Below are 21,010 nucleotides of genomic sequence, written 5' to 3'. Positions count from 1 at the left end.
TGTGCCGGATTTTTCATGATTTTTGCGGAGCGGTGCTGATCATGGCGATCACGGAATTCGACCTGCCGACCGGCGTGGTGGCGCACAGCCTGGCCGATGCCCAGAGCCAGGCAAGGGTGTTGGCCGAGCATGTGGCCAAAGCGCTGGATTTTGCAGTGCAGACCCATGGGCTGGCGAATCTGGTGGTGTCTGGAGGGCGCAGTCCGGCAGGTTTCTTCGAGGAACTTTCCCGCCAGGAACTCGACTGGAGTCGAGTCCAGGTGGGCCTGGCGGACGAGCGCTGGGTCGATCCGCTATCGCCGGACAGCAACGAAGGGCTGGTACGCCGGCATCTGCTGCGCAACGCGGCCGCCCCGGCGCGGCTGATCGGTCTCTATCATCCTGCCGAAACGCTGGAGCAGGCCGCCGAATTGGCCAGCGAGGCATTGGCGGTGCTCGAGCAGGGTATCGACGTCCTGGTGCTGGGCATGGGCGACGATGGTCATGTGGCTTCGCTGTTTGCCGGCAGCCCCTTGCTGGCGCAGGCGCTCAGCGAGGATTGCCAGGCACATTGCCTGCCGATGCTGGCACCCCAGGAGCCGCATCAGCGCATCAGCATGACCTACCCCTTGCTGGCCTCGGCACGTTTGCAGTGCCTGGCCATCCAGGGACAGCCCAAGCTGGAAACCCTGCGTCAGGCACTGGTGGCCGATGCGTTGAAAATGCCTGTGCGTGCCTTCATGCATGCGCCCCTGGAAATCTACTGGTGCCCTTGAAGAACTGCCCGACGCTTCGCCGCCTTTCGGCGGTCTGGCCTGCTGGCGGATGCTGAACCATATGAAGGGAGAGTCGCTCGTGTCCCAGGAGCAAAAGAACGCACGATTGGATGCCTTGTGCTCACGCGCGCGCATCCTGCCTGTAATCACCATCACCGATGAACGGCATATCCTGCCGTTGGCCGACGCGCTGGCGGCGGGTGGCATCGAGACGCTGGAGATCACCTTGCGCTCCAGCCACGGCCTGGCGGCCATCCGGCTGTTGCGTGAGCAGCGGCCGGCGCTGTGCGTCGGTGCCGGCACGGTCCTCGACGGCCAGATGCTGGCCAGGGTCGAGGACGCCGGCGCCCAGTTCATCGTGTCGCCGGGCAGCACCGAGGAATTGCTGCTGGCCGCCCGCGCAAGCCCCTTGCCCTACCTGCCCGGCGTGAGCAATGCCTCGGACATCATGCGGGGCTATGTGCTTGGCTACCGGCGCTTCAAGCTGTTTCCGGCACAGGTGTGCGGTGGTGTCGGTGCATTGAAAGCCCTGGGCGGGCCTTTTCCCGATGTGCGCTTCTGCCCGACCGGTGGTGTCAACGACGACAATGTCGCGGACTATATGGCGCTGCCCAATGTGATGTGCGTGGGGGGGAGCTGGATGATAGGGCCGGCCGCCCTGGAGGCGGGCGATTGGTCATCGATTACGCGTGCGGCGGCGCGTGCGGTGGCCGCCATTGGTCAGGTACGCGCCCTGTGACGATGGCTCGACGGAACGGAATCCGTTACCTGCCATTCAAGGCGGTGGTTGCAGGTCTGCTCGTTGCACTGCCGCTGGTCGGCATGCTGGAAGGATGGCTGCGGGATGGTGCCTGGTTGCTTCCCTGCGTCTATGGGGGCGTCAGCGTGGTGGCTTTCTATCTCTATGGGCAGGACAAGCGCAATGCTTCCCGAGAGATGCGGCGAGTCCCGGAAAATACCTTGCACCTGTTCGAACTGCTCGGCGGATGGCCCGGTGCGCTGTGCGCGCAGCAGGTGTTCCGGCATAAAACCCGCAAGCTCGGCTATCAGGTGGTGTTCTGGGGCATCGTTCTCGTGCACCAGCTTGCCTGGTATGTCTACATCATGGGTTGGCCGCAGTTCTGAGGCCGCTGCGTGGACATCGGACAGTGTCCACGCAAGCCCGTGTATCAGACCTTCCGGACGAATTCCGACTTGAGCTTCATTGCACCGATGCCGTCGATCTTGCAGTCGATGTCATGGTCGCCATCGCACAGGCGAATCCCTTTGACCTTGGTGCCGACCTTGACGACCAGGGAGGAGCCCTTGACCTTCAGGTCCTTGATGACCGTGACGGTATCGCCATCCTGCAGGACGTTACCCACCGAGTCCTTGATCACCTTGGCATCATCTTGCGAGCTGCTGTCGGCAGCCGTTGCCGACCACTCATGGGCACACTCTGGACAGACCAGTTGGATACCGTCTTCATAGGTGTATTCGGAGTTGCATTTCGGGCAGGGTGGCAGAGCGCTCACGGCATTCCTCTCATTCGTTGGCGAAAACCGCGAATTATATAAGGTTTTGCCGGGAGAGGGCGGATGCTTGTTGAATGCGGGACAATTGCCTGAGGTTTTTCTCCCCTCGCCCATTTATGGGAGAGGGGCTGGGGGAGAGGGCTTATGCGTTTTTACCCTCTCCCCAGCCCTCTCCCGCAAGCGGGAGAGGGGGTAAAGAGCATCCCAGCGGCTTACTGACCCTCGCCGAAGTAATCTTCGATCAGATCGACCAGTGCTTTCAGCGCCTGCTCTTCCTGTTCGCCTTCGGTGCTCAGGTGCAGTGGGGTGTGCTGGCTGGCGGCGAGCATCATCACCGCCATGATGTTCTTGCCATCCACCAGGTTCTCGGCGCTACGACCTACCATGACTTTGCAGGGATAGAGCTTTGCGACGCCGGTCAGCTTCGCCGCGGCGCGCGCATGCAGGCCGAGTTTGTTGATGATGGTGGTTTCACAGCTTGGCATGTGGCAGATCCCGATGGCGAACCTGAAGGTTCCTGAGTGGTTCCAGCAGCGCCTTCCCAAGGCGTTCGGCGATGTAGACCGAGCGATGGTGGCCGCCGGTGCAGCCAATCGCGATGGTGACGTAGGCCCGGTTGCTGGCGGCGAAGCGGGGCAACCACTTGCTCAGGTAGGCATGGATGTCCTGGAACATATCCTCGACATCCGGTTGGGCGCTCAGGTAGTCGATGACCGGTTGATCCTGGCCGGAGAATTCGCGCAGCTCGGCTTTCCAGTAGGGGTTGGGCAGGCAGCGCACGTCGAAGACCAGGTCGGCATCCACCGGCATGCCACGCTTGAAGCCGAATGACTCGATAAGGAAGGCCGTGCCCGGTTCAGGCTTGTTGAGCAGGCGCAGCTTGAGCGTGTCGCGCAACTGGTACAGGTTGAGATTGGTGGTGTCGATCTTGAGATCGGCGTTGTCGATGATGTGCGACAGCAGCAGCTCTTCATCGCGAATGGCTTCGGCCAGCGAGCGGCTGTCATTGGTCAGGGGGTGGCGCCGGCGTGTTTCCGAAAAGCGCTTGAGCAGGGTTTCGTCATCGGCGTCGAGGTAGAGCACGTCGCAGTGGATGTGTTTGGCGCGTACTTCCGCCAGCAGCTCGGGGAAGCGTTGCAACTGGCTGGGCAAGTTGCGTGCGTCGATGGAAACCGCGACCTGCGGGTGCAGCAGTTCGGTATGCAGCAACGCTCGCTCGGCCAGTTCCGGCATCAGCGCGGCGGGCAGGTTGTCGATGCAATAGAAGCCGTTGTCCTCCAGCACGTCGAGCGCCGTGCTTTTACCGGAGCCAGAGCGACCGCTGACGATGATCAGGCGCATGGTGCTTCACGCTGCGTGCGGTGGACCGGATGCAGGGCAGTCGTCTGGCTCAAGCGTGTTCTCCTATGGCAAAAGGCTTTGCTGTGCGCGTACCACTTCCTGGTACAGGGCTTCGTTGCTCGTCGCGGCGCGCAGGCGCGCCCTGATTTCGGCGTCGTCCAGCATGCCGGCGATCTGGCGCAGCAGCTCCAGGTGTTCGTCGGTGGCAGCCTGGGGGACCAGCAGCACGAAGAGCAGGTCGACAGGTTGGCCGTCGAGTGCATCGAAGTCCACGGGTGTTTCCAGGCACAGCACGGCGCTCAGGGGCTGGCTGCAGCCGGTGATGCGGCAATGGGGAATCGCGATGCCATTGCCGAAGCCGGTCGAGCCGAGCTTTTCCCTGGCGATCAGGCTTTCGAATATGGTTTGTTCGTCGAGGTCGGGTGCGTCCTGGGCGATTACCCGGGCAATCTGTTCGAGAACGCGCTTCTTGCTGACGCCCGGAACGCCCGTCAGGGCGCGTCCGGGGGAGAGGATAGAGTCGAATCGAATCATGGCATGCTCAGCGAGCGACCGTACCCTGGTGGTGATCGAGTTGCTTTTCCTTGTGCTTGATCAACTGGCGGTCGAGCTTGTCGACGAGCAGGTCGATAGCGGCATACATGTCTTCATGTTCGGAGTTCGCAACCACTTCCTTGCCGGCCACATGCAGGGAACCTTCGGCCTTCTGCTTGAGTTTTTCGACTTGCAGGGTGACCTGCACGGTGATGATGCGATCGAAGTGCCGCTCCAGGCGATCGAACTTTTCCTCGATGTAGTCGCGCAGGGCTGGAGTCACTTCCAGATGAACGCCGCTGATGTTGACTTGCATACTACTACTCCTTTTTTATTTCTATGAAGAGCGAGCTGTCGAGGCTTGCACCCTGTTTCGGCCGCGTTTGGCTAGATCAGCCGCTTGCGTTCGCTGGACGGTGCAATTCCCAACGATTCCCGATACTTGGCTACGGTGCGACGGGCGACCTGTATGCCTTGTGCCTCCAGTAGACCAGCGATCTTGCTGTCGCTCAATGGCTTTTTCTGGTTTTCCGCGGCGACCAGCTTCTTGATGATGGCGCGTATCGCGGTGGAGGAGCATTCGCCGCCTTCGGAGGTGCTGACATGGCTGGAGAAGAAGTACTTCAGCTCGTAGATGCCCCGTGGCGTGTGCATGTATTTCTGCGTGGTGACGCGGGAAATGGTCGACTCGTGCATGCCCACGGCCTCGGCGATGTCATGCAGCACCAGCGGCTTCATGGCTTCGTCGCCGTGCTCGAGAAAGCCCTTCTGGTGCTCGACGATCTGCGTGGCGACCTTCATCAGGGTCTCGTTGCGGCTGAGCAGGCTCTTGATGAACCAGCGCGCTTCCTGCAACTGGTTGCGCATGAAGGTGTTGTCGCTGCTCGAGTCGGCGCGTTTGACGAAGCCGGCATACTGGGCATTGACGCGCAGGCGCGGGATCGCTTCCTGGTTCAGTTCCACCAGCCAGCGTTCGTTGTGCTTGCGCACGATCACGTCCGGTACCACGTATTCCGGTTCGCTGGCCTCGATCTGCGAGCCAGGGCGCGGGTTGAGCGACTGGATCAGTTCGATCACCTGGCGCAGCTCGTCTTCCTTGAGCTTCATGCGCCGCATCAGCAGGTTGTAATCGCGGCTGGCGAGGACTTCCAGGTGATTGTCGATCAGGTGCCGGGCCTGTTCCAGCCAGGGTGTCTGCGGCGGCGATTGGCGCAGTTGCAGCAGCAGGCATTCGCGTAGATCGCGTGCGCCAACGCCTGAGGGCTCGAAGTGCTGGATACGGCGCAGGACGGCCTCGATCTCGTCAAGCTCGATCTCAAGCTCCGGGTCGAAGGACTCCAGTACTTCCTCGAGGGTTTCTTCCAGGTAGCCCTGGTCGTTGATGCAGTCGATCAGGGTCTCACCGATCAGCCGGTCGGTGTCGCTCATGGGGGACAGGTTCAGTTGCCAGAGCAGGTGGCTCTGCAGGCTGACGCCGGCGCTGGTGCGGGTAGTGAAGTCCCACTCGTCGTCATCGTTGCTGGGCAGGCTGCTGGCGCTGGTCTGGTAGATGTCTTCCCAGGCGGTGTCCACCGGCAGTTCGCTGGGAATGCGTTCGCCCCAGTCGTTGTCGTCGAGGCTTTCCGAGGTGGCGGACGGCTCGTCGTAGCTTTCCTGCTTGGTCGCGGATTCGCCCGTGGCGGTTTCCGTGCCTTCGGCCATGGGGTCCGAGTTGTCGAAGTCGTCGCCGTCTTCTTCCCGTTCCAGCATCGGGTTCGAGTCCAGTGCTTCCTGGATTTCCTGCTGGAGGTCCAGCGTGGAAAGCTGGAGCAAACGTATGGCCTGTTGCAGCTGCGGTGTCATCGTTAGCTGCTGGCCCATCTTTAGGACGAGAGATGGTTTCATGGCAGAGACTTCAAACCCTGTTTGCCGGCGCTGGCGCCTGTTGCTACATACATGGACGCCCCGGCGTCCGCTATGAAGCAAATTATATGCCTACTTCTTGGGTGTTTGGCTAGGGTCTGTTGACGTTTCAATGTTGCGCCGCACGCCAGCCGTTCGGCGGGAGGCGGCTTGTATCCGTACTCAGCGTTCTGCGTCGAGGGCCTTGAGGTAGTCTGCAGTGGCTTCGTTACCAGCAGCGGCTGCGCGCATGAAGTAGGCGCGAGCTTTGTCGAGGTCCCGAGGAACGCCCTGGCCCTTCTGGTAAAGCAGGCCGATGTCATTGAGGGCATCGCTGTCGCCTTGCTGGGCAGCACGCTCGAACCAGCGCCTGGCTTCGGCGTAGTCCTGCGCTACGCCTTCCCCCCTGGCATAGCGCAATGCGAGGTTGTAGGTGGCCAGGGTGTTACCGTGCTCTGCGGCCTGGCGATACCAGTTGGTGGCCTGCGTGTAGTCCTGTCGTACACCGATGCCCTGGGAATACAGGTAGCCAATGGAGTTCATCGAGGCTGCGTTGCCCGCGGCGGCGCCTCTGAGGTACCACTGCATGGCGAGTTCCGGGTTGCGTGTGACGCCGATACCGTTCTGGTAGCAATAGCCGATATTATTGAAGGCGTTGATTTCTCCTGCGTTCGCTGCCTGTTCGAACAGGCGAGCCGCTTCAACGCTGTCTTGCGGAACACCCTCGCCACTGTTGTAGAGCATGCCCAGGTTGTTCAGTGCGCTGGCATGGCCACTGTCAGCGGCTTTCCGATACAGGATCACTGCGCGTTCAAGGTTTCGGCTGACACCGTGTCCTTCGGCGAGTCGTAGGGCCAGGTTGTACATTGCCTGTGGATGATTCTGCTCGGTGGCTCGCTCATACCAGTCAATGGCCTTGCGTTCATCCCGGGGCCTGCCTTCGCCTGATGCATACATGGCGGCGAGCGAGAACATGGCCTCTGCATTGCCTTTGGTGGCGGACTTTTCGTACCAGGCCAGCGCTTCAGAGTAATCCTGGCGAGTGCCGATACCGTAGTAATGGCGTTCGCCGCGGTTATAAAGGTCCTTTGCCTGTTGTTGGGCGGTTTCCCGCTGGCTGGCTGGTGCGGCACCGGGAGAAGATGTTGGCGGTTGCGTGGTGCATGCAACCAGACAGACTGCGCTGCAGAGAACGGTCAAGGGACGGAGATGGTGGAGCATTGACGATTCTCGAGGGGTAGCTTTATTCATATATGACCAACGTGGCGTCGATAGCCTACCTCTACAGCCGGAACTCATGCCCCAGGTATACCTCTTTCACCAGTTCATTGCTCAGGACCGACTGGGCGTCGCCCTCGGCGATAAGCTGGCCGTCGTTGACGATATAGGCCGTTTCGCAGATATCCAGGGTCTCGCGCACGTTGTGGTCGGTGATGAGTACACCGATGCCCTTGTCCTTGAGGTGATGGATGATCTGCTTGATGTCGCCGACGGAGATCGGGTCGACACCGGCGAAGGGCTCGTCGAGCAGGATGAACTTGGGCGCGCTGGCCAGGGCGCGGGCGATTTCCACGCGGCGCCGCTCGCCGCCGGACAGGCTCATGCCGAGGCTGTCGCGGATATGGCTGATGTGGAATTCCTGTAGCAGGGATTCCAGTTCACGCTGGCGTCCGGCGCGGTCGAGGTCCTTGCGGATTTCCAGGATCGCCATGATGTTGTCGGCCACCGACAGCTTGCGGAAGATCGACGCTTCCTGGGGCAGGTAACCGACCCCGGCACGGGCGCGACCGTGCATTGGCAGGTGGGTGACGTCGTCCTGATCGATCAGGACGCGGCCCTGGTCGGCATTCACCAGCCCGACGATCATGTAGAAACAGGTGGTCTTGCCGGCGCCGTTGGGGCCGAGCAGGCCGACGATCTGGCCGCTCTCGATGGACAGGCTGACGTCACGCACGACCTGGCGGCCCTTGTAGCTCTTGGCCAGGTGCTGGGCTTTCAGGATCGCCATTATTGCGTCTGCTCTTTCTTGCGGGGCTGGATCACCATGTCGATGCGCGGACGCGGGCTGGTGATCTGGGTGTCGTTGGCGCGGCCGGCGTTGACGATCTGGCGCTTGGTGTCATAGACGATTTTCTCGCCTTCGAAGGTGTTGCCTTCCTGCACCACCTTGGCCTGGTCGATCAGAACGATGCGCTCGCTGCTGGAGAAATACTGGATGGTCAGGCCGTAGGCCTTGACGATCGGCTTGTCGATCGCCGGCTTCTGCTCGTAGTAGGCCGGTTTGCCGACCGAGGTGAACACGTCGATCTCGCCGCTCGGGGTCTGGGTGATGGTGACGGTATCGCCGGTGATCTTCAGGGTGCCCTGGGTGATCACGACATCGCCACGGTAGACGGCCACGCCTTGCTTGTCGTCGAGTTCGGCGGTGTCTGCCTGGACGTGGATAGGCTGCTCACTGTCTTCGGGCAGTGCCCAGGCGCTGGCGGCGCCCAGCAGGGATGCGCTCAAGCCGAGCAGAAGGGGAAGTGTCTTAACGCAGCTCATGCTGGCCTCTTACGTTGGAAAGCAGGAGCATCCTGCCCTCGTTAAGGTACGTTTTCATGCCCGTTGCGGTGGTGACGCCGTTGGCTGCCACGATTCTAACGGGTTGCCGGGTCTCGGCATAATCCTTCTCGGGGTGTACGGTCATGCGGCTGGTGGTGAGGACGGTCTGGCGGCCCTTGGCGTCGGTGCGCTCCACCTTGACCTGTTCGATCAGTTCGATTTGCTCGCCGCCGGGCGATGCCTCGCCGCGTTCGCTGCGGATATGCCAGGGGTGTTCGTTGCCACGGAAGGAGTGCAGCTGCGGTTTGGTCAACAGGCTGATGTCACTGGCGTCGATGTGTTCGAGTTTTTCCGCGGTCATCTTGTAGTCGAGCTTACCGTCAGCCTGGTATTGCACGGTGCTCGAGTTGAGCACGTAGAAATCCACCGCCGGTTTCGTCGAGCGCGGGCTTTCCTTCTGGCTCATGAAACTTTCCGGACGGATATTCCAGTAGCCGACCGCCACCAGCAGCGCCGTGATCGATGCCAGGATGGCTGGCAGACGTAATTTTTGCAGCATGTTTCCTCCTGCTTACAGGTAGGCCGAGCGAGCGCTTTCCAGGGTGCCCTGGGCGTGCATGATCAGTTCGCAGAACTCGCGTGCCGCACCTTCTCCGCCGCGTGCGTGCGTGACGCCATGGGCGTTGTCGCGCACGAAGCTGTCGGCGCTGGCGACGGCCATGCCCAATCCGACCCTGCGAATCACCGGAAGGTCAGGCAGGTCGTCGCCCAGGTAGGCGACCTGGCTGTAGTCGAGGCCCAGTTCGGCGAGCAGGCCGTCGAGCACCACCAGCTTGTCTTCGCGTCCCTGAAAGAGGTGCTGGATGCCCAGGTTGTTGGCGCGTCGCTCGACCACCGGAGTCTTGCGGCCGCTGATGATGGCGGTGCGCACGCCGGAGGCGATCAGCATCTTGATGCCGTGGCCGTCCAGGGTGTTGAAGGTCTTGAGCTCACTGCCGTCTTCGAGGAAATACAGGCGTCCGTCGGTCAGTACGCCGTCCACGTCGAAGATGGCCAGGCGTACGTTGCGTGCGCGTTGCAGCAGATCGTCCGGCATTACATCACTCCCGCGCGCAGCAGGTCGTGCATGTTGAGCGCACCGATCGGGCGGTTGCGTTCGTCGACGACGATGAGCGAGCTGATTTTGTGGTCTTCCATGATTTTCAGGGCTTCGGCTGCCAGCATTTCGGCATTGGCGACTTTGCCGCGTGCGGTCATGACGTCGTCGATGCTGGCCTGGCGTACGTCGATGCCTTTGTCCAGGGTGCGGCGCAGGTCGCCGTCGGTGAAGATCCCGGCCAGGCTGCCGTCGTGTTCGACGACGACGGTCATGCCCAGGCCCTTGTGGGTCATTTCCAGCAGTGCTTCGCGCAGGGACGTACCACGTTTCACAGTCGGCAGCTGTGCGCCGGTGTGCATGACGTTCTCCACCTTGAGCAGCAGGCGGCGGCCCAATGCGCCGCCCGGGTGCGAGAAGGCGAAGTCTTCGGCGGTGAATCCGCGGGCTTCCAGCAGGGCGATGGCCAGGGCATCGCCGAGCACCAGGCTGACCGTGGTGGAGGAGGTCGGGGCCAGGTTGAGCGGGCAGGCTTCGATACCGACGCTGGCGTCCAGGTTGACCTCGGCGGCGCGCGCCAGGACCGAGGACGGGTTGCCGGTCATGCTGATCAGGGTGATGCCGAGGCGCTTGATCAGCGGCAGCAGGGTGATGATTTCGTTGGTGGTGCCCGAGTTGGACAGTGCCAGCACCACGTCATCGCGGGTGATCATGCCCATGTCGCCGTGGCTGGCTTCCGCCGGGTGCACGAAGAAGGCTGCCGTGCCGGTACTGGCCAGGGTGGCGGCGATCTTGCGCCCGATGTGGCCGGACTTGCCCATGCCGACGACGACGACGCGCCCTTTGCTTTCGAGGATGAGCTGGCAGGCGTTGACGAAGGATTCGTCGATGCGCGCGCGCAGTTGTTCGACGGCTTCGGTTTCCAGGCGGATGGTCCGCAGGGCTGTCTCGATCAGTTGGTTGCTTTGAGTCATCGCGTCGGGTCGCCAGACTGAAAAGGCGTGATTATAACGATAATCCGTCGTGCGCTCACCGAGAAAAGCCCGCTGATCGAGCATTACGGGTGCTTTCATTCGGCCTTATCGAGAATGACTCTTTATTAGGCGCGAATGCACTTGAACAAGGGCTGAATGAATACACGCACTGACACGCTCTCGGGTTGGGAGGTGCCAAGGGCGGTGATATAGTTCGCCGCCTTGAGGTGCGTGCAGAACGTATCCCGGCGCCGTCTCGCGGCGTCTGTTCTGCGGTCCCTGTGCCGAGGAAACCTGATGAGTGTCGCTGACGCCTACGCTGTCGAGCTGAAGAACCTGACCTTCAAGCGCGGTGAGCGAAGCATTTTCAAAAATATCGATCTGGCTATTGCCCGGGGCAAGGTCACGGCCATCATGGGGCCGTCCGGCTGCGGCAAGACGACCCTGTTGCGCCTGATCGGCGCCCAGTTGATGCCCGACCGGGGCGAGGTCTGGGTCGGCGGGCAGAACCTGCCGACGCTGTCGCGTGGCGAGCTGTTCGAGATGCGCAAGCAGATGGGCGTGCTGTTCCAGAGTGGTGCGCTGTTCACTGACCTGGACGTGTTCGAGAACGTCGCCTTTCCCTTGCGCGTGCATACCCGGCTGCCGGAAGAGATGATCCGCGACATCGTACTGATGAAGCTGCAGGCGGTCGGCCTGCGCGGTGCCGTGGAGCTGATGCCGGACGAGCTGTCCGGTGGCATGAAGCGCCGTGTCGCGCTGGCGCGAGCGATTGCGCTGGACCCGCAGATTCTCCTGTATGACGAGCCGTTCGCCGGGCAGGATCCGATCGCCATGGGCGTGCTGGTACGCCTGATCCGCATGCTCAACGATGCCCTGGGCATCACCAGCGTGGTGGTTTCCCATGACCTGGCCGAGACCGCCAGCATTGCCGACTATATCTATGTGGTCGGCGATACCCAGGTGCTGGGGCATGGCACACCGGAGCAACTGCGTGAAGCGGACGATCCGCGCATCCGTCAGTTCATGCAGGGCTCGTCGGACGGTCCGGTGCCGTTTCATTTTCCCGGGCCGGACTACGCCGCGGATCTGTTGGGAGGTAGCGATGCGTAAGCGTTCCGCGCTCGAGCGCGTACGCCTGCTGGGCAAGGCGGGGCTCGATGTGGTGGCGGCTCTTGGGCGTTCCTCATCGTTCCTGTTCCATGCCCTGGCCGGGCGCCGGGGCTTTTCCGGTGGTTTTTCCCTGCTGGTCAAGCAACTGTATTCGGTTGGCGTGCTGTCGCTGGCGATCATCGCCGTGTCGGGCCTGTTCATCGGCATGGTGCTGGCCCTGCAGGGCTACAGCATCCTCAGCAACTATGGTTCGGAGCAGGCGGTAGGGCAGATGATCGCCCTGACCCTGCTGCGCGAGCTGGGGCCGGTGGTCACCGCGCTGCTGTTCGCCGGGCGCGCCGGCTCGGCGCTGGCCGCCGAGATCGGCAATATGAAGTCCACGGAGCAACTGTCGAGCCTGGAGATGATCGGGGTCGATCCGTTGAAGTACATCATCGCGCCGCGCCTGTGGGCCGGCTTTATCTCCCTGCCGCTGCTGACGCTGATCTTTAATGTCGTCGGCATCTGGGGTGGGGCGATGGTCGCGGTGCAATGGCTGGGCGTCTATGAGGGCTCGTTCTGGGCCAACATGCAGAACAGCGTCAGTTTCGGTTCGGATGTGCTCAACGGTGTGATCAAGAGCTTCGTCTTCGCGCTGGTGGTGACCTGGATCGCGGTGTTCCAGGGTTACGACTGCGAGCCGACCTCCGAAGGTATCAGCCGTGCCACGACTCGCACCGTGGTGTATGCCTCGCTCGCGGTGCTTGGACTCGATTTCATTTTGACTGCCTTGATGTTTGGAGATTTCTGATGCGTATCCGCACCCTTGAGATCGGTGTCGGCCTGTTCCTGCTGGCCGGCCTGCTGGCCTTGCTACTGCTGTCGTTGCGCGTCAGTGGCCTGACCGTCGCCAGTGGCGAGGGTTACAAGCTCTACGCCTATTTCGACAATATCGCGGGTTTGACGGTCAGATCGAAAGTGACCATGGCCGGTGTGAATATCGGCAAGGTCACTGCCATCGACCTGGACCGCGAAAGCTACATGGGGCGTGTCACCCTGGAAATCCGCAAGGACGTGGACATCCTGCCGACCGACTCGACCGCCTCGATCCTGACGGCTGGCCTGCTGGGCGAGAAGTACATCGGGATCAGTGTCGGTGGCGAGGAAGAACTGCTGAAGGATGGCGACACCATCGCCGATACCCAGTCGTCGTTGGTGCTCGAAGACCTGATCGGCAAGTTCCTGCTCAACTCCGTCAATAAAGAATGAGGACTAGCGAGATGATGACTGCCTTGCGTCGCGGCCTGCTGGTCGCCCTGGCCATGCTGCCGCTGCTGGCCCAGGCTGCCCCCAGTGCCCATGAAGTGATCCAGACGACCACCACCGAACTGCTGGCCGATCTGAAGGCCAACAAGGAGCGCTATGTCAGGGATCCGGCCGCTTTCTATGATTCGCTCAACCGTATTCTCGGGCCCGTGGTGGATGCCGAAGGTATTTCCCGCAGCATCATGACGGTGAAGTACTCGCGCTCAGCCAGCGCCGAGCAGATGCAGCGCTTCGAGGAAAACTTCAAGCGCAGCCTGATGCAGTTCTATGGCAATGCGCTGCTCGAGTACAACAACCAGCAGATTCGTGTGTTGCCGCCGAGCGGTCGACAGGACCCGCAGCGCACCAGCATCAACATGGAAGTGACCGGTCGCCAGGGCGAGATCTACCCGGTGTCCTACACCATGGTCAATCTCGCGGGCGAGTGGCGCGTGCGCAACGTCATCATCAACGGCATCAATATCGGCAAGCTGTTCCGCGACCAGTTCGCCGATGCCATGCAACGCAATGGCAACAATCTGGAGCGTACCATCGATGGCTGGGCCGAGGTGGTGGCGAAAGCCAAGGACAGCGAGGCGGCCAAGCAGGCCGGTGGCAATGAGTGAAGGGCGGATTGCCCTCGATGACCAGCGCCGGCTGCTGCTGAGCGGTTCGCTCGATCATCGCAGCGGCCCGGCCTTGCGCAAGGCCGGTCAGGCGCTGCTGCGGACTGCGGGGGCGGATGTCGTGGTGCTCGATTGTACGGGTGTCACGCATTCCAGCAGTGTCGGGTTGTCGCTGCTGCTGGCGTTTACCCGCGATGCGCGTGCGCTCGGCAAGCAACTGCGTATCACTGGCCTGCCGTCGGATATGTCGAAGATCGCCAGCGTCTCCGGGCTGGACGATGTGCTGGCGCTGGAGCCGGGCATTCCTGCCTGAGTCGCCGCCTGAGGCCTGTGCGGTGATCGGAGTTCTATTTCAAGGAGACGGGTCATGAAGTGGGCGAACAACAGTCGTGAGCGCATGCACGATACGGCGAACGCCATCGGTAACCTGCTGGTCGAGGGCTTCCACTATCTCGGCCTGTTCGCCATTGGCGCGGTCACGGCCTGGGCTTCGGTGGTGGCGTTCATGGGCATGGTCAGCAAGGGCCACGCCAGCATCGACGATATCCTGCTGCTGTTCATCTACCTGGAGCTGGGGGCGATGGTCGGCATCTATTTCAAGACCAATCACCTGCCGATCCGCTTCCTGCTCTATATCGCCATCACCGCCCTGACGCGCTACCTGATCGGCGATGTTTCCCACCACAAGGCGCCGGATATCGGCTTGCTGTACCTGTGTGGCGGCATCTTCCTGCTGGCGCTGTCGGTGCTGGCCGTGCGTTATGCCTCCTACAAGTACCCGTCGAGCAAAGCCATCGACTCCACCGGAGAAGTGGTCGGCGACAATGTCGCCAATTGAATGCTCATGAGCGGGAAGCTCTGCATATCCGGGCTTCGCAGCCTTGCGGCTTTTTTGTATGATGGCCGGCCCGTGCGCGCTGGCGCCGAACGAGGTTGAACATGCAGGCTCTAGAAGTTAAGCGTTTTCTGGAAGAGAAACTTCCTAACGTGCAGGTGGAAGTGGAAGGTGAAGGCTGCAACTTCCAATTGAATCTGGTCAGCGACGAATTGGCCGCGCTCAGCCTGGTCAAACGGCAGCAGCAGATCTATGCACACCTGAATCCCTGGATCGCGGACGGCAGCATCCACGCCGTCACCATGAAATTCTTCAGTCAGGCCGATTGGGCCGCTCGCGCCTGAGGCGAGTAACAGACACTTCTGGCGGCCTTGCGGCCGGCCTTTTCGAGATTATTCCATGGACAAACTGATCATTACCGGTGGCGACCGCCTCAGCGGCGAGATTCGCATCTCCGGTGCCAAGAACTCGGCCCTGCCGATTCTGGCCGCGACGCTGCTGGCCGATACGCCGGTCACCGTCTGCAACCTGCCGCACCTGCACGACATCACCACGATGATCGAGTTGTTCGGACGCATGGGCGTCGAGCCGGTGATCGACGAGAAGCTCAGCGTCGAAGTCGATGCCAGCCGTATCAAGACGCTGGTCGCGCCCTATGACCTGGTCAAGACCATGCGCGCCTCGATCCTGGTGCTGGGCCCGATGCTGGCGCGTTTCGGCGAAGCCGAAGTGGCGCTGCCGGGCGGCTGCGCGATCGGTTCGCGTCCGGTCGACCTGCACATCCGAGGTCTCGAGGCCATGGGCGCGCAGATCGACGTCGAGGGCGGCTATATCAAGGCGCGGGCGCCGGCCGGCGGCCTGCGTGGCGCGACCTTCTTCTTCGATATCGTCAGCGTCACCGGTACCGAGAACATCATGATGGCGGCGGCCCTGGCCAATGGCCGCACCGTGCTGGAAAACGCCGCGCGTGAGCCGGAAGTGGTCGACCTGGCCAACTTCCTCAACGCCATGGGCGCGCAGGTGTCCGGCGCGGGTTCCGACACCATCGTCATCGACGGCGTGAAGCGCCTGGGTGGCGGACGCTACAGCGTCATGCCGGACCGCATCGAAACCGGCACCTACCTGGTGGCCGCCGCTGCCACGGGTGGCCGGGTCAAGCTCAAGGACACCGATGCCACCCTGCTGGAAGCCGTGCTGCACAAGCTGGAAGAGGCGGGTGCCTACATCGATACCGGCAGCAACTGGATCGAACTGGACATGAAGGGTAACCGCCCGAAAGCGGTGAATGTGCGTACCGCGCCTTACCCCGCGTTCCCGACCGACATGCAGGCGCAGTTCATCGCGCTGAACGCCGTGGCCGAAGGCACCGGCACCGTGATCGAGACGGTGTTCGAGAACCGCTTCATGCACGTCTACGAGATGAACCGCATGGGTGCGCAGATCCTCGTCGAGGGCAATACCGCCATCGTCACCGGTGTCCCGCGCCTCAAGGGCGCGCCCGTGATGGCGACCGACCTGCGCGCCTCCGCCAGCCTGGTGATCGCCGGCCTGGTGGCCGATGGCGATACGCTGATCGACCGCATCTATCATATCGACCGTGGCTACGAGTGCATCGAAGAAAAACTGCAACTGCTCGGGGCGAAGATTCGCCGTATTCCGGGCTGACCTTTGGCGTCGCGAGACGCCAAGCAGATTGCGGGGCTGCTCCTGCCATTTTCCAAGGAAACCGTTTCATGCTTACCATCGCGCTCTCCAAAGGTCGCATCCTCGATGACACGCTGCCGCTGCTGGCGGAAGCGGGCATCGTGCCGACCGAGAACCCGGACAAGAGCCGCAAGCTGATCATCCCGACCACTCAGGATGACGTACGGCTGTTGATCGTGCGGGCCACCGACGTGCCGACCTACGTCGAACACGGTGCCGCCGACCTGGGCGTGGCGGGCAAGGATGTGCTGATGGAATATGGCGCCCAGGGGCTCTACGAGCCGCTGGACCTGAAGATCGCCCGCTGCAAGCTGATGACTGCCGGGCGTATCGGCGAGCCCGAGCCCAAGGGCCGCCTGCGAGTGGCGACCAAGTTCGTCAACGTGGCCAAGGCCTACTACGCCGAGCAGGGTCGCCAGGTCGACATCATCAAGCTCTATGGCTCCATGGAACTGGCGCCGCTGGTCGGTCTGGCGGACAAGATCATCGACGTCGTGGACACCGGCAACACCCTGCGCGCCAATGGCCTGGAGCCCCAGGAGCTGATCGCCCATGTCAGTTCGCGGCTGGTGGTGAACAAGGCTTCGATGAAGATGCAGCACGTCCGCATCCAGGCACTCATCGATACGTTGAGTTCTGCTGTCGAGCGACACCACGGCTGAGAACCGGTTCACGATCTGCTGCGCGTCGGCCCTGCGGCGTTAAAAACAGGCTCGGAATGCTCATTTACCACTTGTAAACTCCGCTTCCTCGCCTGTTTTTGCCTTGCAGGGCTCTAGCTCGCAAGATCGTGAACCGGTTCTATACCTTGCGCGACCGAACGTCGCGCCCGCTTATCCGTGTCATAGCCTAAATTCTCGGGTGCCCGCACGGTGGGCTTGGTAATCTAGCGGCGCCTGAGCATTTGCCAACCAAGAGGCCCGCTATGACTGCTCCTATCGCTATTCGCCGACTCGACGCCGCTGACCAGGACTTCAATCGTCATCTGGATCATCTGTTGAGCTGGGAAAGCGTTTCCGATGATGGCGTCAACCAGCGCGTGCTGGAGATCATTGCGGACGTGCGTAGCCGCGGTGACGCCGCCCTGGTCGACCTGACCCAGCGTTTCGATGGCCTGGAGGTCGCCTCGATGGCCGACCTGATCCTGCCGCGCGAGCGCCTGGAGCTGGCCCTGCAACGCATCACCCCGGCCCAGCGCGAGGCGCTGGAAATCGCTGCCGAACGGGTGCGCAGCTACCACGAGAAACAACGCCAGGATTCCTGGACCTACACCGAGGCCGACGGCACCGTGCTGGGCCAGAAGGTCACGCCTCTGGACCGCGCTGGGCTCTATGTGCCGGGTGGCAAGGCGTCCTACCCGTCTTCGGTGCTGATGAACGCGATTCCGGCCAAGGTCGCCGGTGTACCGGAAGTGGTCATGGTGGTGCCGACCCCGCGTGGCGAGATCAACGAAATCGTACTGGCCGCGGCGGCCATCGCCGGGGTCGACCGGGTCTTCACCATCGGCGGCGCCCAGGCCGTGGCTGCACTGGCCTATGGCACCGAGAGCGTGCCGCCGGTGGACAAGATCGTCGGGCCGGGCAACATCTATGTCGCCACCGCCAAGCGCCATGTGTTCGGCAAGGTGGGTATCGACATGATCGCCGGTCCTTCGGAGATTCTCGTGGTCTGCGACGGCCAGACCGACCCGGACTGGATCGCCATGGACCTGTTCTCCCAGGCCGAACACGATGAGGACGCGCAGTCGATTCTGGTCAGTCCGGACGCCGCTTTCCTCGACCGCGTGGCCGAGAGTATCGAGCGCTTGCTGCCGACCCTGGAGCGCGAGGCGATTGCTCGTACGTCGCTGGCCGGGCGTGGTGCGTTGATCCAGGTGCGCGATATGCAGCAGGCGATGGAGGTCGCCAACCGCATCGCACCGGAACACCTGGAGTTGTCGGTGGCTGACCCGGAGCAGTGGCTGCCTTCCATTCGCCATGCCGGTGCGATCTTCATGGGCCGCTACACCGCCGAAGCCCTGGGCGACTACTGCGCAGGCCCGAACCACGTCCTGCCGACTTCGGGCACCGCGCGCTTTTCCTCGCCACTGGGGGTGTACGACTTCCAGAAGCGTTCGTCGATCATCCATTGCTCGGCCGAAGGCGCTTCTGTGCTGGGGCGTACAGCCTCCGTGCTGGCACGCGGCGAGTCGCTGACGGCCCACGCCCGCAGTGCCGAATACCGCATCAAACCCTGAAGGTCGGGTGCGCCGTGCGCACCTTGTGATTATCTGGTGCGCACGGCGCACCCTGTGTATTCGAGGAGAGAAGGGCGGATGAGCAAGTTCTGGAGCCCCTTCGTCAAGGACCTGGTGCCTTACGTGCCGGGCGAGCAGCCGAAGATCGAGCGGCTGGTCAAGCTCAACACCAATGAAAACCCCTATGGCCCGTCGCCCCGCGCGCTCGAAGCGATGCGTGCGGAGCTGAACGACAGCCTGCGCTTGTACCCGGACCCCAATGGCGAACGGCTGAAGCAGGCCGTCGCCGACTACTACGGGGTGACACCGGCCCAGGTCTTCGTCGGCAACGGTTCGGACGAAGTGCTGGCGCATTCCTTCCACGGCCTGTTCCAGCAGTCGCGCCCGCTGCTGTTCCCGGACATCACCTACAGCTTCTATCCGGTGTACTGCAACCTCTATGGCGTGACCTTCGAAACCGTCGCGCTGGACGAGCATTTCCAGATCGATGTGGCCGACTATGCGCGGCCGAACGGCGGCATCATCTTCCCCAATCCCAACGCCCCCACGGGCAGGCTGCTGCCGCTGGAGGCCGTCGAGCGCCTGCTGCAGGGCAGTCCGGATTCGGTGGTGCTGGTGGACGAAGCCTATATCGACTTCGGCGGCGAGAGTGCCATCGCCCTGGTGGATCGCTACCCGAATCTGCTGGTCACCCAGACCCTGTCCAAGTCCCGCTCCCTGGCCGGCCTGCGCGTCGGTATTGCGGTCGGGCATCCCGATCTGATCGAGGCGCTGGAGCGCATCAAGAACAGCTTCAACTCCTACCCACTGGACCGCCTGGCGATTGCCGGGGCGGCGGCGTCCTTCGAGGACCGTGAGTACTTCGAGCGGACGCGCCAGGCAGTGATCGACCATCGCCAGGTCCTGGTGGACGGATTGGAAACGCTGGGCTTCGAGGTGCTGCCATCGGCTGCCAACTTCGTCTTTGCCCGCCATCCCGGCCAGGATGCGGCAGCACTGGCGGCGGCACTGCGCGGGCAGGGCATCATCGTGCGGCACTTCCGCCAGGCGCGCATCGAGCAGTTCCTGCGCATCACCGTGGGCACGCCCGAGCAGAACCAGGCGCTGCTGGACGCGTTGCGTTCGCTCTAAAAGGCTGTCGGGGCGCCACGGGTGTAGCCGATAAGCGTTCCTTGCCCCCAGTCATTCCCGCGCGGGTGGCAATCCACGTAGTGTCTGCTGCTCTGCGCACCTGGGTCCCCGCCTGCGCGGGGACGACGGGGTGGTGTAGCGCTCGTGTTTCGAACTGTCGATAGGCGCTCCCCCGGCGCCTTCGTCATTCCCGCGTAGGCGGGAATCCATACGGTGGCAGTAACGCCATCCGTCTTGTCTGTTCGCAAGGGTTACCGTTCACCTTGGCGAGTGTTCGCCGGGTGCTGGTATCGGCGCGTCAGGGATTGACCTGTACTTTCTGTGGGCGTTGTCCCACTGCCGCTTGCAGGGTCAGCAGCTTTCCATTGCGCAGGATGCGGATGTCGATGTGCTCGCCAGGGCGGACACGCGCCACCTGGTTCATCGATGACCGTCCATCTGCCGCTGGCGCGCCGTCGATGCTCAGGATCAGATCGCCCCGGCGCAGCCCGGCCTGGTCCGCCGGGCCATCGCGGTAGGTGTCGGTGACCAGGATGCCGTTGTAGCCCGCCTTGTGGTAATGCTCGACCATTTCGGCCGGTATCGGCTTCACTTCCACGCCGAGCCAGCCACGGATCACCTGGCCGTGGGCGATGATCGATTTCATCACTTCCAGCGCCAGCTTGGTCGGAATGGCGAAGCCGATGCCCTGGGAGCCGCCCGACTCGGAAATGATCGCGGTGTTGATGCCGATCAGGTTGCCATTGGCATCGACCAGCGCGCCGCCCGAGTTGCCTCGGTTGATCGCCGCGTCGGTCTGGATGAAGTCTTCGTAGGTGTTCAGGCCAAGCTGATTGCGGCCAGTGGCGCTGATGATGCCCATGGTGACGGTCTGGCCCACGCCGAACGGGTTGCCGATGGCCAGGGTGACGTCGCCGATGTGGATATTGTCCGATTGCCCGAGGCTGATGGCCGGCAGGTTATCCAGGTCGATCTTGAGAACCGCCAGGTCGGTATCGGGGTCGCTGCCGATCACGTGGGCAAAGGTCTCGCGGCCATCCTTGAGGGCGACGATGATCTGCTCGGCATTGGCGGTGACGTGGTTGTTGGTCAACAGGTAGCCCGACGGCGTCATGATCACCGCCGAGCCAAGGCTGGATTGCATGCGTTTCTGATGGGGCTGGTTGTCACCGTAGAAGCGCTGGAAAAGTTTTTCTTCCAGGCTCGGGTCTCTGTCCTTGTCGACGATCTTGGTCGTGTAGAGGTTGGCGACTGCCGGTGCGGCACCGTTCACGGCACTGGCGTAGGAATAGGGGGCGGATTGTGCCGAAGTCTGTAGCAGGCCGCTGTCGTCGAGGCCCACCCAGTGCGGGTAGCGTTGGATGATCAGTAACGCCAGAAGCACGCCAGCCAGGATTGGCCAGCCGAGGAAGCGCAAGGTGTTGAACATCGGAGTCGGGTAT

At 62.4% G+C, this 21,010-nt stretch carries 27 protein-coding genes; 14 read left to right on the top strand and 13 right to left on the bottom strand.

Annotated features, from left to right (window positions below):
• Nucleotides 1-41: 41 nt before the first annotated feature.
• Genes pgl through HW090_RS04035 form a run of 3 tightly spaced genes read left to right on the top strand, consistent with a single transcriptional unit; the run spans nt 42 to nt 1,880 of the window.
• Complete coding sequence (gene pgl / locus HW090_RS04045) at nt 42-755, top strand: 6-phosphogluconolactonase (protein WP_179112271.1); 714 nt, start codon at nt 42-44, stop codon at nt 753-755.
• Between the two features lie 49 nt (nt 756-804).
• Nucleotides 805-1,494, top strand: a complete 690-nt coding sequence (locus HW090_RS04040) for a bifunctional 4-hydroxy-2-oxoglutarate aldolase/2-dehydro-3-deoxy-phosphogluconate aldolase (protein ID WP_179114823.1) — start codon at nt 805-807, stop codon at nt 1,492-1,494.
• A gap of 2 nt (nt 1,495-1,496) precedes the next feature.
• Nucleotides 1,497-1,880: a DUF1294 domain-containing protein gene (locus HW090_RS04035; protein WP_179114822.1), complete on the top strand. Its 384-nt coding sequence runs from the start codon at nt 1,497-1,499 to the stop codon at nt 1,878-1,880.
• Between the two features lie 44 nt (nt 1,881-1,924).
• Here HW090_RS04035 and HW090_RS04030 read toward each other — a convergent pair whose 3' ends face one another.
• From HW090_RS04030 to HW090_RS03975, 12 genes are all read right to left on the bottom strand, one after another.
• Nucleotides 1,925-2,269, bottom strand: a complete 345-nt coding sequence (locus tag HW090_RS04030; RefSeq protein ID WP_179112270.1) for a zinc ribbon domain-containing protein YjdM — start codon at nt 2,267-2,269, stop codon at nt 1,925-1,927.
• 212 nt (nt 2,270-2,481) lie between these two features.
• Entirely contained in the window at nt 2,482-2,754 is a 273-nt protein-coding gene (locus HW090_RS04025) for an HPr family phosphocarrier protein (protein ID WP_179112269.1), read from the bottom strand.
• Nucleotides 2,741-3,610 (bottom strand): RNase adapter RapZ, encoded by an 870-nt coding sequence (rapZ, locus tag HW090_RS04020; protein WP_179112268.1) that lies wholly within the window; start codon nt 3,608-3,610, stop codon nt 2,741-2,743. Before rapZ ends, HW090_RS04025 begins: the two co-directional genes overlap by 14 nt.
• Nucleotides 3,611-3,673: 63 nt before the next feature.
• Complete coding sequence (gene ptsN, locus HW090_RS04015) at nt 3,674-4,144, bottom strand: PTS IIA-like nitrogen regulatory protein PtsN (RefSeq protein ID WP_179112267.1); 471 nt, start codon at nt 4,142-4,144, stop codon at nt 3,674-3,676.
• A 7-nt stretch (nt 4,145-4,151) separates the two neighbouring features.
• Complete coding sequence (gene hpf / locus HW090_RS04010; RefSeq protein WP_179112266.1) at nt 4,152-4,460, bottom strand: ribosome hibernation-promoting factor, HPF/YfiA family; 309 nt, start codon at nt 4,458-4,460, stop codon at nt 4,152-4,154.
• A 71-nt stretch (nt 4,461-4,531) separates the two neighbouring features.
• Nucleotides 4,532-6,028 carry an RNA polymerase factor sigma-54 gene (locus HW090_RS04005; protein WP_179112265.1) on the bottom strand — a complete coding sequence of 499 codons (1,497 nt, stop codon included), beginning with the start codon at nt 6,026-6,028 and terminating at the stop codon, nt 4,532-4,534.
• Nucleotides 6,029-6,208: 180 nt separating this feature from the next.
• The gene (locus tag HW090_RS04000) at nt 6,209-7,246 is read right to left on the bottom strand and encodes a tetratricopeptide repeat protein (RefSeq protein WP_179112264.1); all 1,038 of its coding nucleotides are present in this window, start codon (nt 7,244-7,246) and stop codon (nt 6,209-6,211) included.
• Between the two features lie 61 nt (nt 7,247-7,307).
• The gene (lptB, locus tag HW090_RS03995; protein ID WP_179112263.1) at nt 7,308-8,033 is read right to left on the bottom strand and encodes an LPS export ABC transporter ATP-binding protein; all 726 of its coding nucleotides are present in this window, start codon (nt 8,031-8,033) and stop codon (nt 7,308-7,310) included.
• On the bottom strand, nt 8,033-8,569 hold the full coding sequence (lptA, locus tag HW090_RS03990; RefSeq protein ID WP_179112262.1) for a lipopolysaccharide transport periplasmic protein LptA: 537 nt from the start codon (nt 8,567-8,569) through the stop codon (nt 8,033-8,035). Before lptA ends, lptB begins: the two co-directional genes overlap by 1 nt.
• Nucleotides 8,556-9,128, bottom strand: coding sequence for an LPS export ABC transporter periplasmic protein LptC (gene lptC / locus HW090_RS03985; RefSeq protein WP_179112261.1), 573 nt, complete (start codon nt 9,126-9,128; stop codon nt 8,556-8,558). Before lptC ends, lptA begins: the two co-directional genes overlap by 14 nt.
• 12 nt (nt 9,129-9,140) lie before the next feature.
• On the bottom strand, nt 9,141-9,665 hold the full coding sequence (locus tag HW090_RS03980) for an HAD family hydrolase (RefSeq protein ID WP_179112260.1): 525 nt from the start codon (nt 9,663-9,665) through the stop codon (nt 9,141-9,143).
• The gene (locus tag HW090_RS03975; protein WP_179112259.1) at nt 9,665-10,639 is read right to left on the bottom strand and encodes a KpsF/GutQ family sugar-phosphate isomerase; all 975 of its coding nucleotides are present in this window, start codon (nt 10,637-10,639) and stop codon (nt 9,665-9,667) included. The genes HW090_RS03980 and HW090_RS03975 overlap by 1 nt, the downstream gene beginning before the upstream one ends.
• A gap of 297 nt (nt 10,640-10,936) precedes the next feature.
• Between HW090_RS03975 and HW090_RS03970 the strand changes: the two genes are divergently transcribed.
• The 11 genes from HW090_RS03970 to hisC all read left to right on the top strand — a co-directional run bounded on the left by HW090_RS03970 (nt 10,937) and on the right by hisC (nt 19,568).
• Nucleotides 10,937-11,752 (top strand): ATP-binding cassette domain-containing protein, encoded by an 816-nt coding sequence (locus HW090_RS03970; RefSeq protein WP_179112258.1) that lies wholly within the window; start codon nt 10,937-10,939, stop codon nt 11,750-11,752.
• Nucleotides 11,745-12,542, top strand: coding sequence for a lipid asymmetry maintenance ABC transporter permease subunit MlaE (gene mlaE, locus HW090_RS03965; protein WP_179112257.1), 798 nt, complete (start codon nt 11,745-11,747; stop codon nt 12,540-12,542). The genes HW090_RS03970 and mlaE overlap by 8 nt, the downstream gene beginning before the upstream one ends.
• Nucleotides 12,542-13,000, top strand: a complete 459-nt coding sequence (mlaD, locus tag HW090_RS03960; RefSeq protein ID WP_179112256.1) for an outer membrane lipid asymmetry maintenance protein MlaD — start codon at nt 12,542-12,544, stop codon at nt 12,998-13,000. Before mlaE ends, mlaD begins: the two co-directional genes overlap by 1 nt.
• Nucleotides 13,001-13,011: 11 nt before the next feature.
• Complete coding sequence (locus tag HW090_RS03955) at nt 13,012-13,662, top strand: phospholipid-binding protein MlaC (RefSeq protein WP_179112255.1); 651 nt, start codon at nt 13,012-13,014, stop codon at nt 13,660-13,662.
• Nucleotides 13,655-13,975: a lipid asymmetry maintenance protein MlaB gene (locus HW090_RS03950; protein WP_179112254.1), complete on the top strand. Its 321-nt coding sequence runs from the start codon at nt 13,655-13,657 to the stop codon at nt 13,973-13,975. The genes HW090_RS03955 and HW090_RS03950 overlap by 8 nt, the downstream gene beginning before the upstream one ends.
• Nucleotides 13,976-14,029: 54 nt before the next feature.
• A complete protein-coding gene (locus HW090_RS03945) occupies nt 14,030-14,500 on the top strand; it encodes a phosphate-starvation-inducible protein PsiE (RefSeq protein WP_179112253.1) in 471 nt (156 codons plus the stop codon).
• A 101-nt stretch (nt 14,501-14,601) separates the two neighbouring features.
• Nucleotides 14,602-14,841 (top strand): BolA family protein, encoded by a 240-nt coding sequence (locus HW090_RS03940; RefSeq protein ID WP_179112252.1) that lies wholly within the window; start codon nt 14,602-14,604, stop codon nt 14,839-14,841.
• 55 nt (nt 14,842-14,896) lie between these two features.
• A complete protein-coding gene (gene murA, locus HW090_RS03935; protein WP_179112251.1) occupies nt 14,897-16,162 on the top strand; it encodes a UDP-N-acetylglucosamine 1-carboxyvinyltransferase in 1,266 nt (421 codons plus the stop codon).
• Between the two features lie 68 nt (nt 16,163-16,230).
• A complete protein-coding gene (gene hisG, locus HW090_RS03930) occupies nt 16,231-16,863 on the top strand; it encodes an ATP phosphoribosyltransferase (RefSeq protein WP_179112250.1) in 633 nt (210 codons plus the stop codon).
• A 263-nt stretch (nt 16,864-17,126) separates the two neighbouring features.
• Complete coding sequence (gene hisD, locus HW090_RS03925) at nt 17,127-18,437, top strand: histidinol dehydrogenase (protein ID WP_179112249.1); 1,311 nt, start codon at nt 17,127-17,129, stop codon at nt 18,435-18,437.
• A 78-nt stretch (nt 18,438-18,515) separates the two neighbouring features.
• Nucleotides 18,516-19,568 (top strand): histidinol-phosphate transaminase, encoded by a 1,053-nt coding sequence (hisC, locus tag HW090_RS03920; protein ID WP_179112248.1) that lies wholly within the window; start codon nt 18,516-18,518, stop codon nt 19,566-19,568.
• Nucleotides 19,569-19,866: 298 nt separating this feature from the next.
• Here the strand turns inward: hisC and HW090_RS03915 are convergent, their stop codons facing one another.
• Nucleotides 19,867-20,997 (bottom strand): S1C family serine protease, encoded by a 1,131-nt coding sequence (locus tag HW090_RS03915; protein ID WP_179112247.1) that lies wholly within the window; start codon nt 20,995-20,997, stop codon nt 19,867-19,869.
• Nucleotides 20,998-21,010 lie beyond the last annotated feature (13 nt).

The organism is Pseudomonas sp. ABC1, assembly GCF_013395055.1.
Taxonomy (GTDB): Bacteria; Pseudomonadota; Gammaproteobacteria; order Pseudomonadales; family Pseudomonadaceae; genus Stutzerimonas.
The sequence above is the reverse complement of the archived record's forward strand: the minus strand, read 5'-3'. Positions and strand labels throughout refer to the sequence as shown.

Bases quoted from the DNA above. Each gene is read 5' to 3' on its own strand.
- pgl (WP_179112271.1), top strand. From the start codon at position 42: ATGGCGATCACGGAATTCGACCTGCCGACCGGCGTGGTGGCGCACAGC.
- HW090_RS04040 (WP_179114823.1), top strand. From the start codon at position 805: ATGCTGAACCATATGAAGGGAGAGTCGCTCGTGTCCCAGGAGCAAAAG.
- HW090_RS04035 (WP_179114822.1), top strand. From the start codon at position 1,497: ATGGCTCGACGGAACGGAATCCGTTACCTGCCATTCAAGGCGGTGGTT.
- HW090_RS04025 (WP_179112269.1), bottom strand. From the start codon at position 2,754: ATGCCAAGCTGTGAAACCACCATCATCAACAAACTCGGCCTGCATGCG.
- rapZ (WP_179112268.1), bottom strand. From the start codon at position 3,610: ATGCGCCTGATCATCGTCAGCGGTCGCTCTGGCTCCGGTAAAAGCACG.
- ptsN (WP_179112267.1), bottom strand. From the start codon at position 4,144: ATGATTCGATTCGACTCTATCCTCTCCCCCGGACGCGCCCTGACGGGC.
- hpf (WP_179112266.1), bottom strand. From the start codon at position 4,460: ATGCAAGTCAACATCAGCGGCGTTCATCTGGAAGTGACTCCAGCCCTG.
- HW090_RS04005 (WP_179112265.1), bottom strand. From the start codon at position 6,028: ATGAAACCATCTCTCGTCCTAAAGATGGGCCAGCAGCTAACGATGACA.
- HW090_RS04000 (WP_179112264.1), bottom strand. From the start codon at position 7,246: ATGCTCCACCATCTCCGTCCCTTGACCGTTCTCTGCAGCGCAGTCTGT.
- lptB (WP_179112263.1), bottom strand. From the start codon at position 8,033: ATGGCGATCCTGAAAGCCCAGCACCTGGCCAAGAGCTACAAGGGCCGC.
- lptA (WP_179112262.1), bottom strand. From the start codon at position 8,569: ATGAGCTGCGTTAAGACACTTCCCCTTCTGCTCGGCTTGAGCGCATCC.
- lptC (WP_179112261.1), bottom strand. From the start codon at position 9,128: ATGCTGCAAAAATTACGTCTGCCAGCCATCCTGGCATCGATCACGGCG.
- HW090_RS03980 (WP_179112260.1), bottom strand. From the start codon at position 9,665: ATGCCGGACGATCTGCTGCAACGCGCACGCAACGTACGCCTGGCCATC.
- HW090_RS03975 (WP_179112259.1), bottom strand. From the start codon at position 10,639: ATGACTCAAAGCAACCAACTGATCGAGACAGCCCTGCGGACCATCCGC.
- HW090_RS03970 (WP_179112258.1), top strand. From the start codon at position 10,937: ATGAGTGTCGCTGACGCCTACGCTGTCGAGCTGAAGAACCTGACCTTC.
- mlaE (WP_179112257.1), top strand. From the start codon at position 11,745: ATGCGTAAGCGTTCCGCGCTCGAGCGCGTACGCCTGCTGGGCAAGGCG.
- mlaD (WP_179112256.1), top strand. From the start codon at position 12,542: ATGCGTATCCGCACCCTTGAGATCGGTGTCGGCCTGTTCCTGCTGGCC.
- HW090_RS03955 (WP_179112255.1), top strand. From the start codon at position 13,012: ATGATGACTGCCTTGCGTCGCGGCCTGCTGGTCGCCCTGGCCATGCTG.
- HW090_RS03950 (WP_179112254.1), top strand. From the start codon at position 13,655: ATGAGTGAAGGGCGGATTGCCCTCGATGACCAGCGCCGGCTGCTGCTG.
- HW090_RS03945 (WP_179112253.1), top strand. From the start codon at position 14,030: ATGAAGTGGGCGAACAACAGTCGTGAGCGCATGCACGATACGGCGAAC.
- HW090_RS03940 (WP_179112252.1), top strand. From the start codon at position 14,602: ATGCAGGCTCTAGAAGTTAAGCGTTTTCTGGAAGAGAAACTTCCTAAC.
- murA (WP_179112251.1), top strand. From the start codon at position 14,897: ATGGACAAACTGATCATTACCGGTGGCGACCGCCTCAGCGGCGAGATT.
- hisG (WP_179112250.1), top strand. From the start codon at position 16,231: ATGCTTACCATCGCGCTCTCCAAAGGTCGCATCCTCGATGACACGCTG.
- hisD (WP_179112249.1), top strand. From the start codon at position 17,127: ATGACTGCTCCTATCGCTATTCGCCGACTCGACGCCGCTGACCAGGAC.
- hisC (WP_179112248.1), top strand. From the start codon at position 18,516: ATGAGCAAGTTCTGGAGCCCCTTCGTCAAGGACCTGGTGCCTTACGTG.
- HW090_RS03915 (WP_179112247.1), bottom strand. From the start codon at position 20,997: ATGTTCAACACCTTGCGCTTCCTCGGCTGGCCAATCCTGGCTGGCGTG.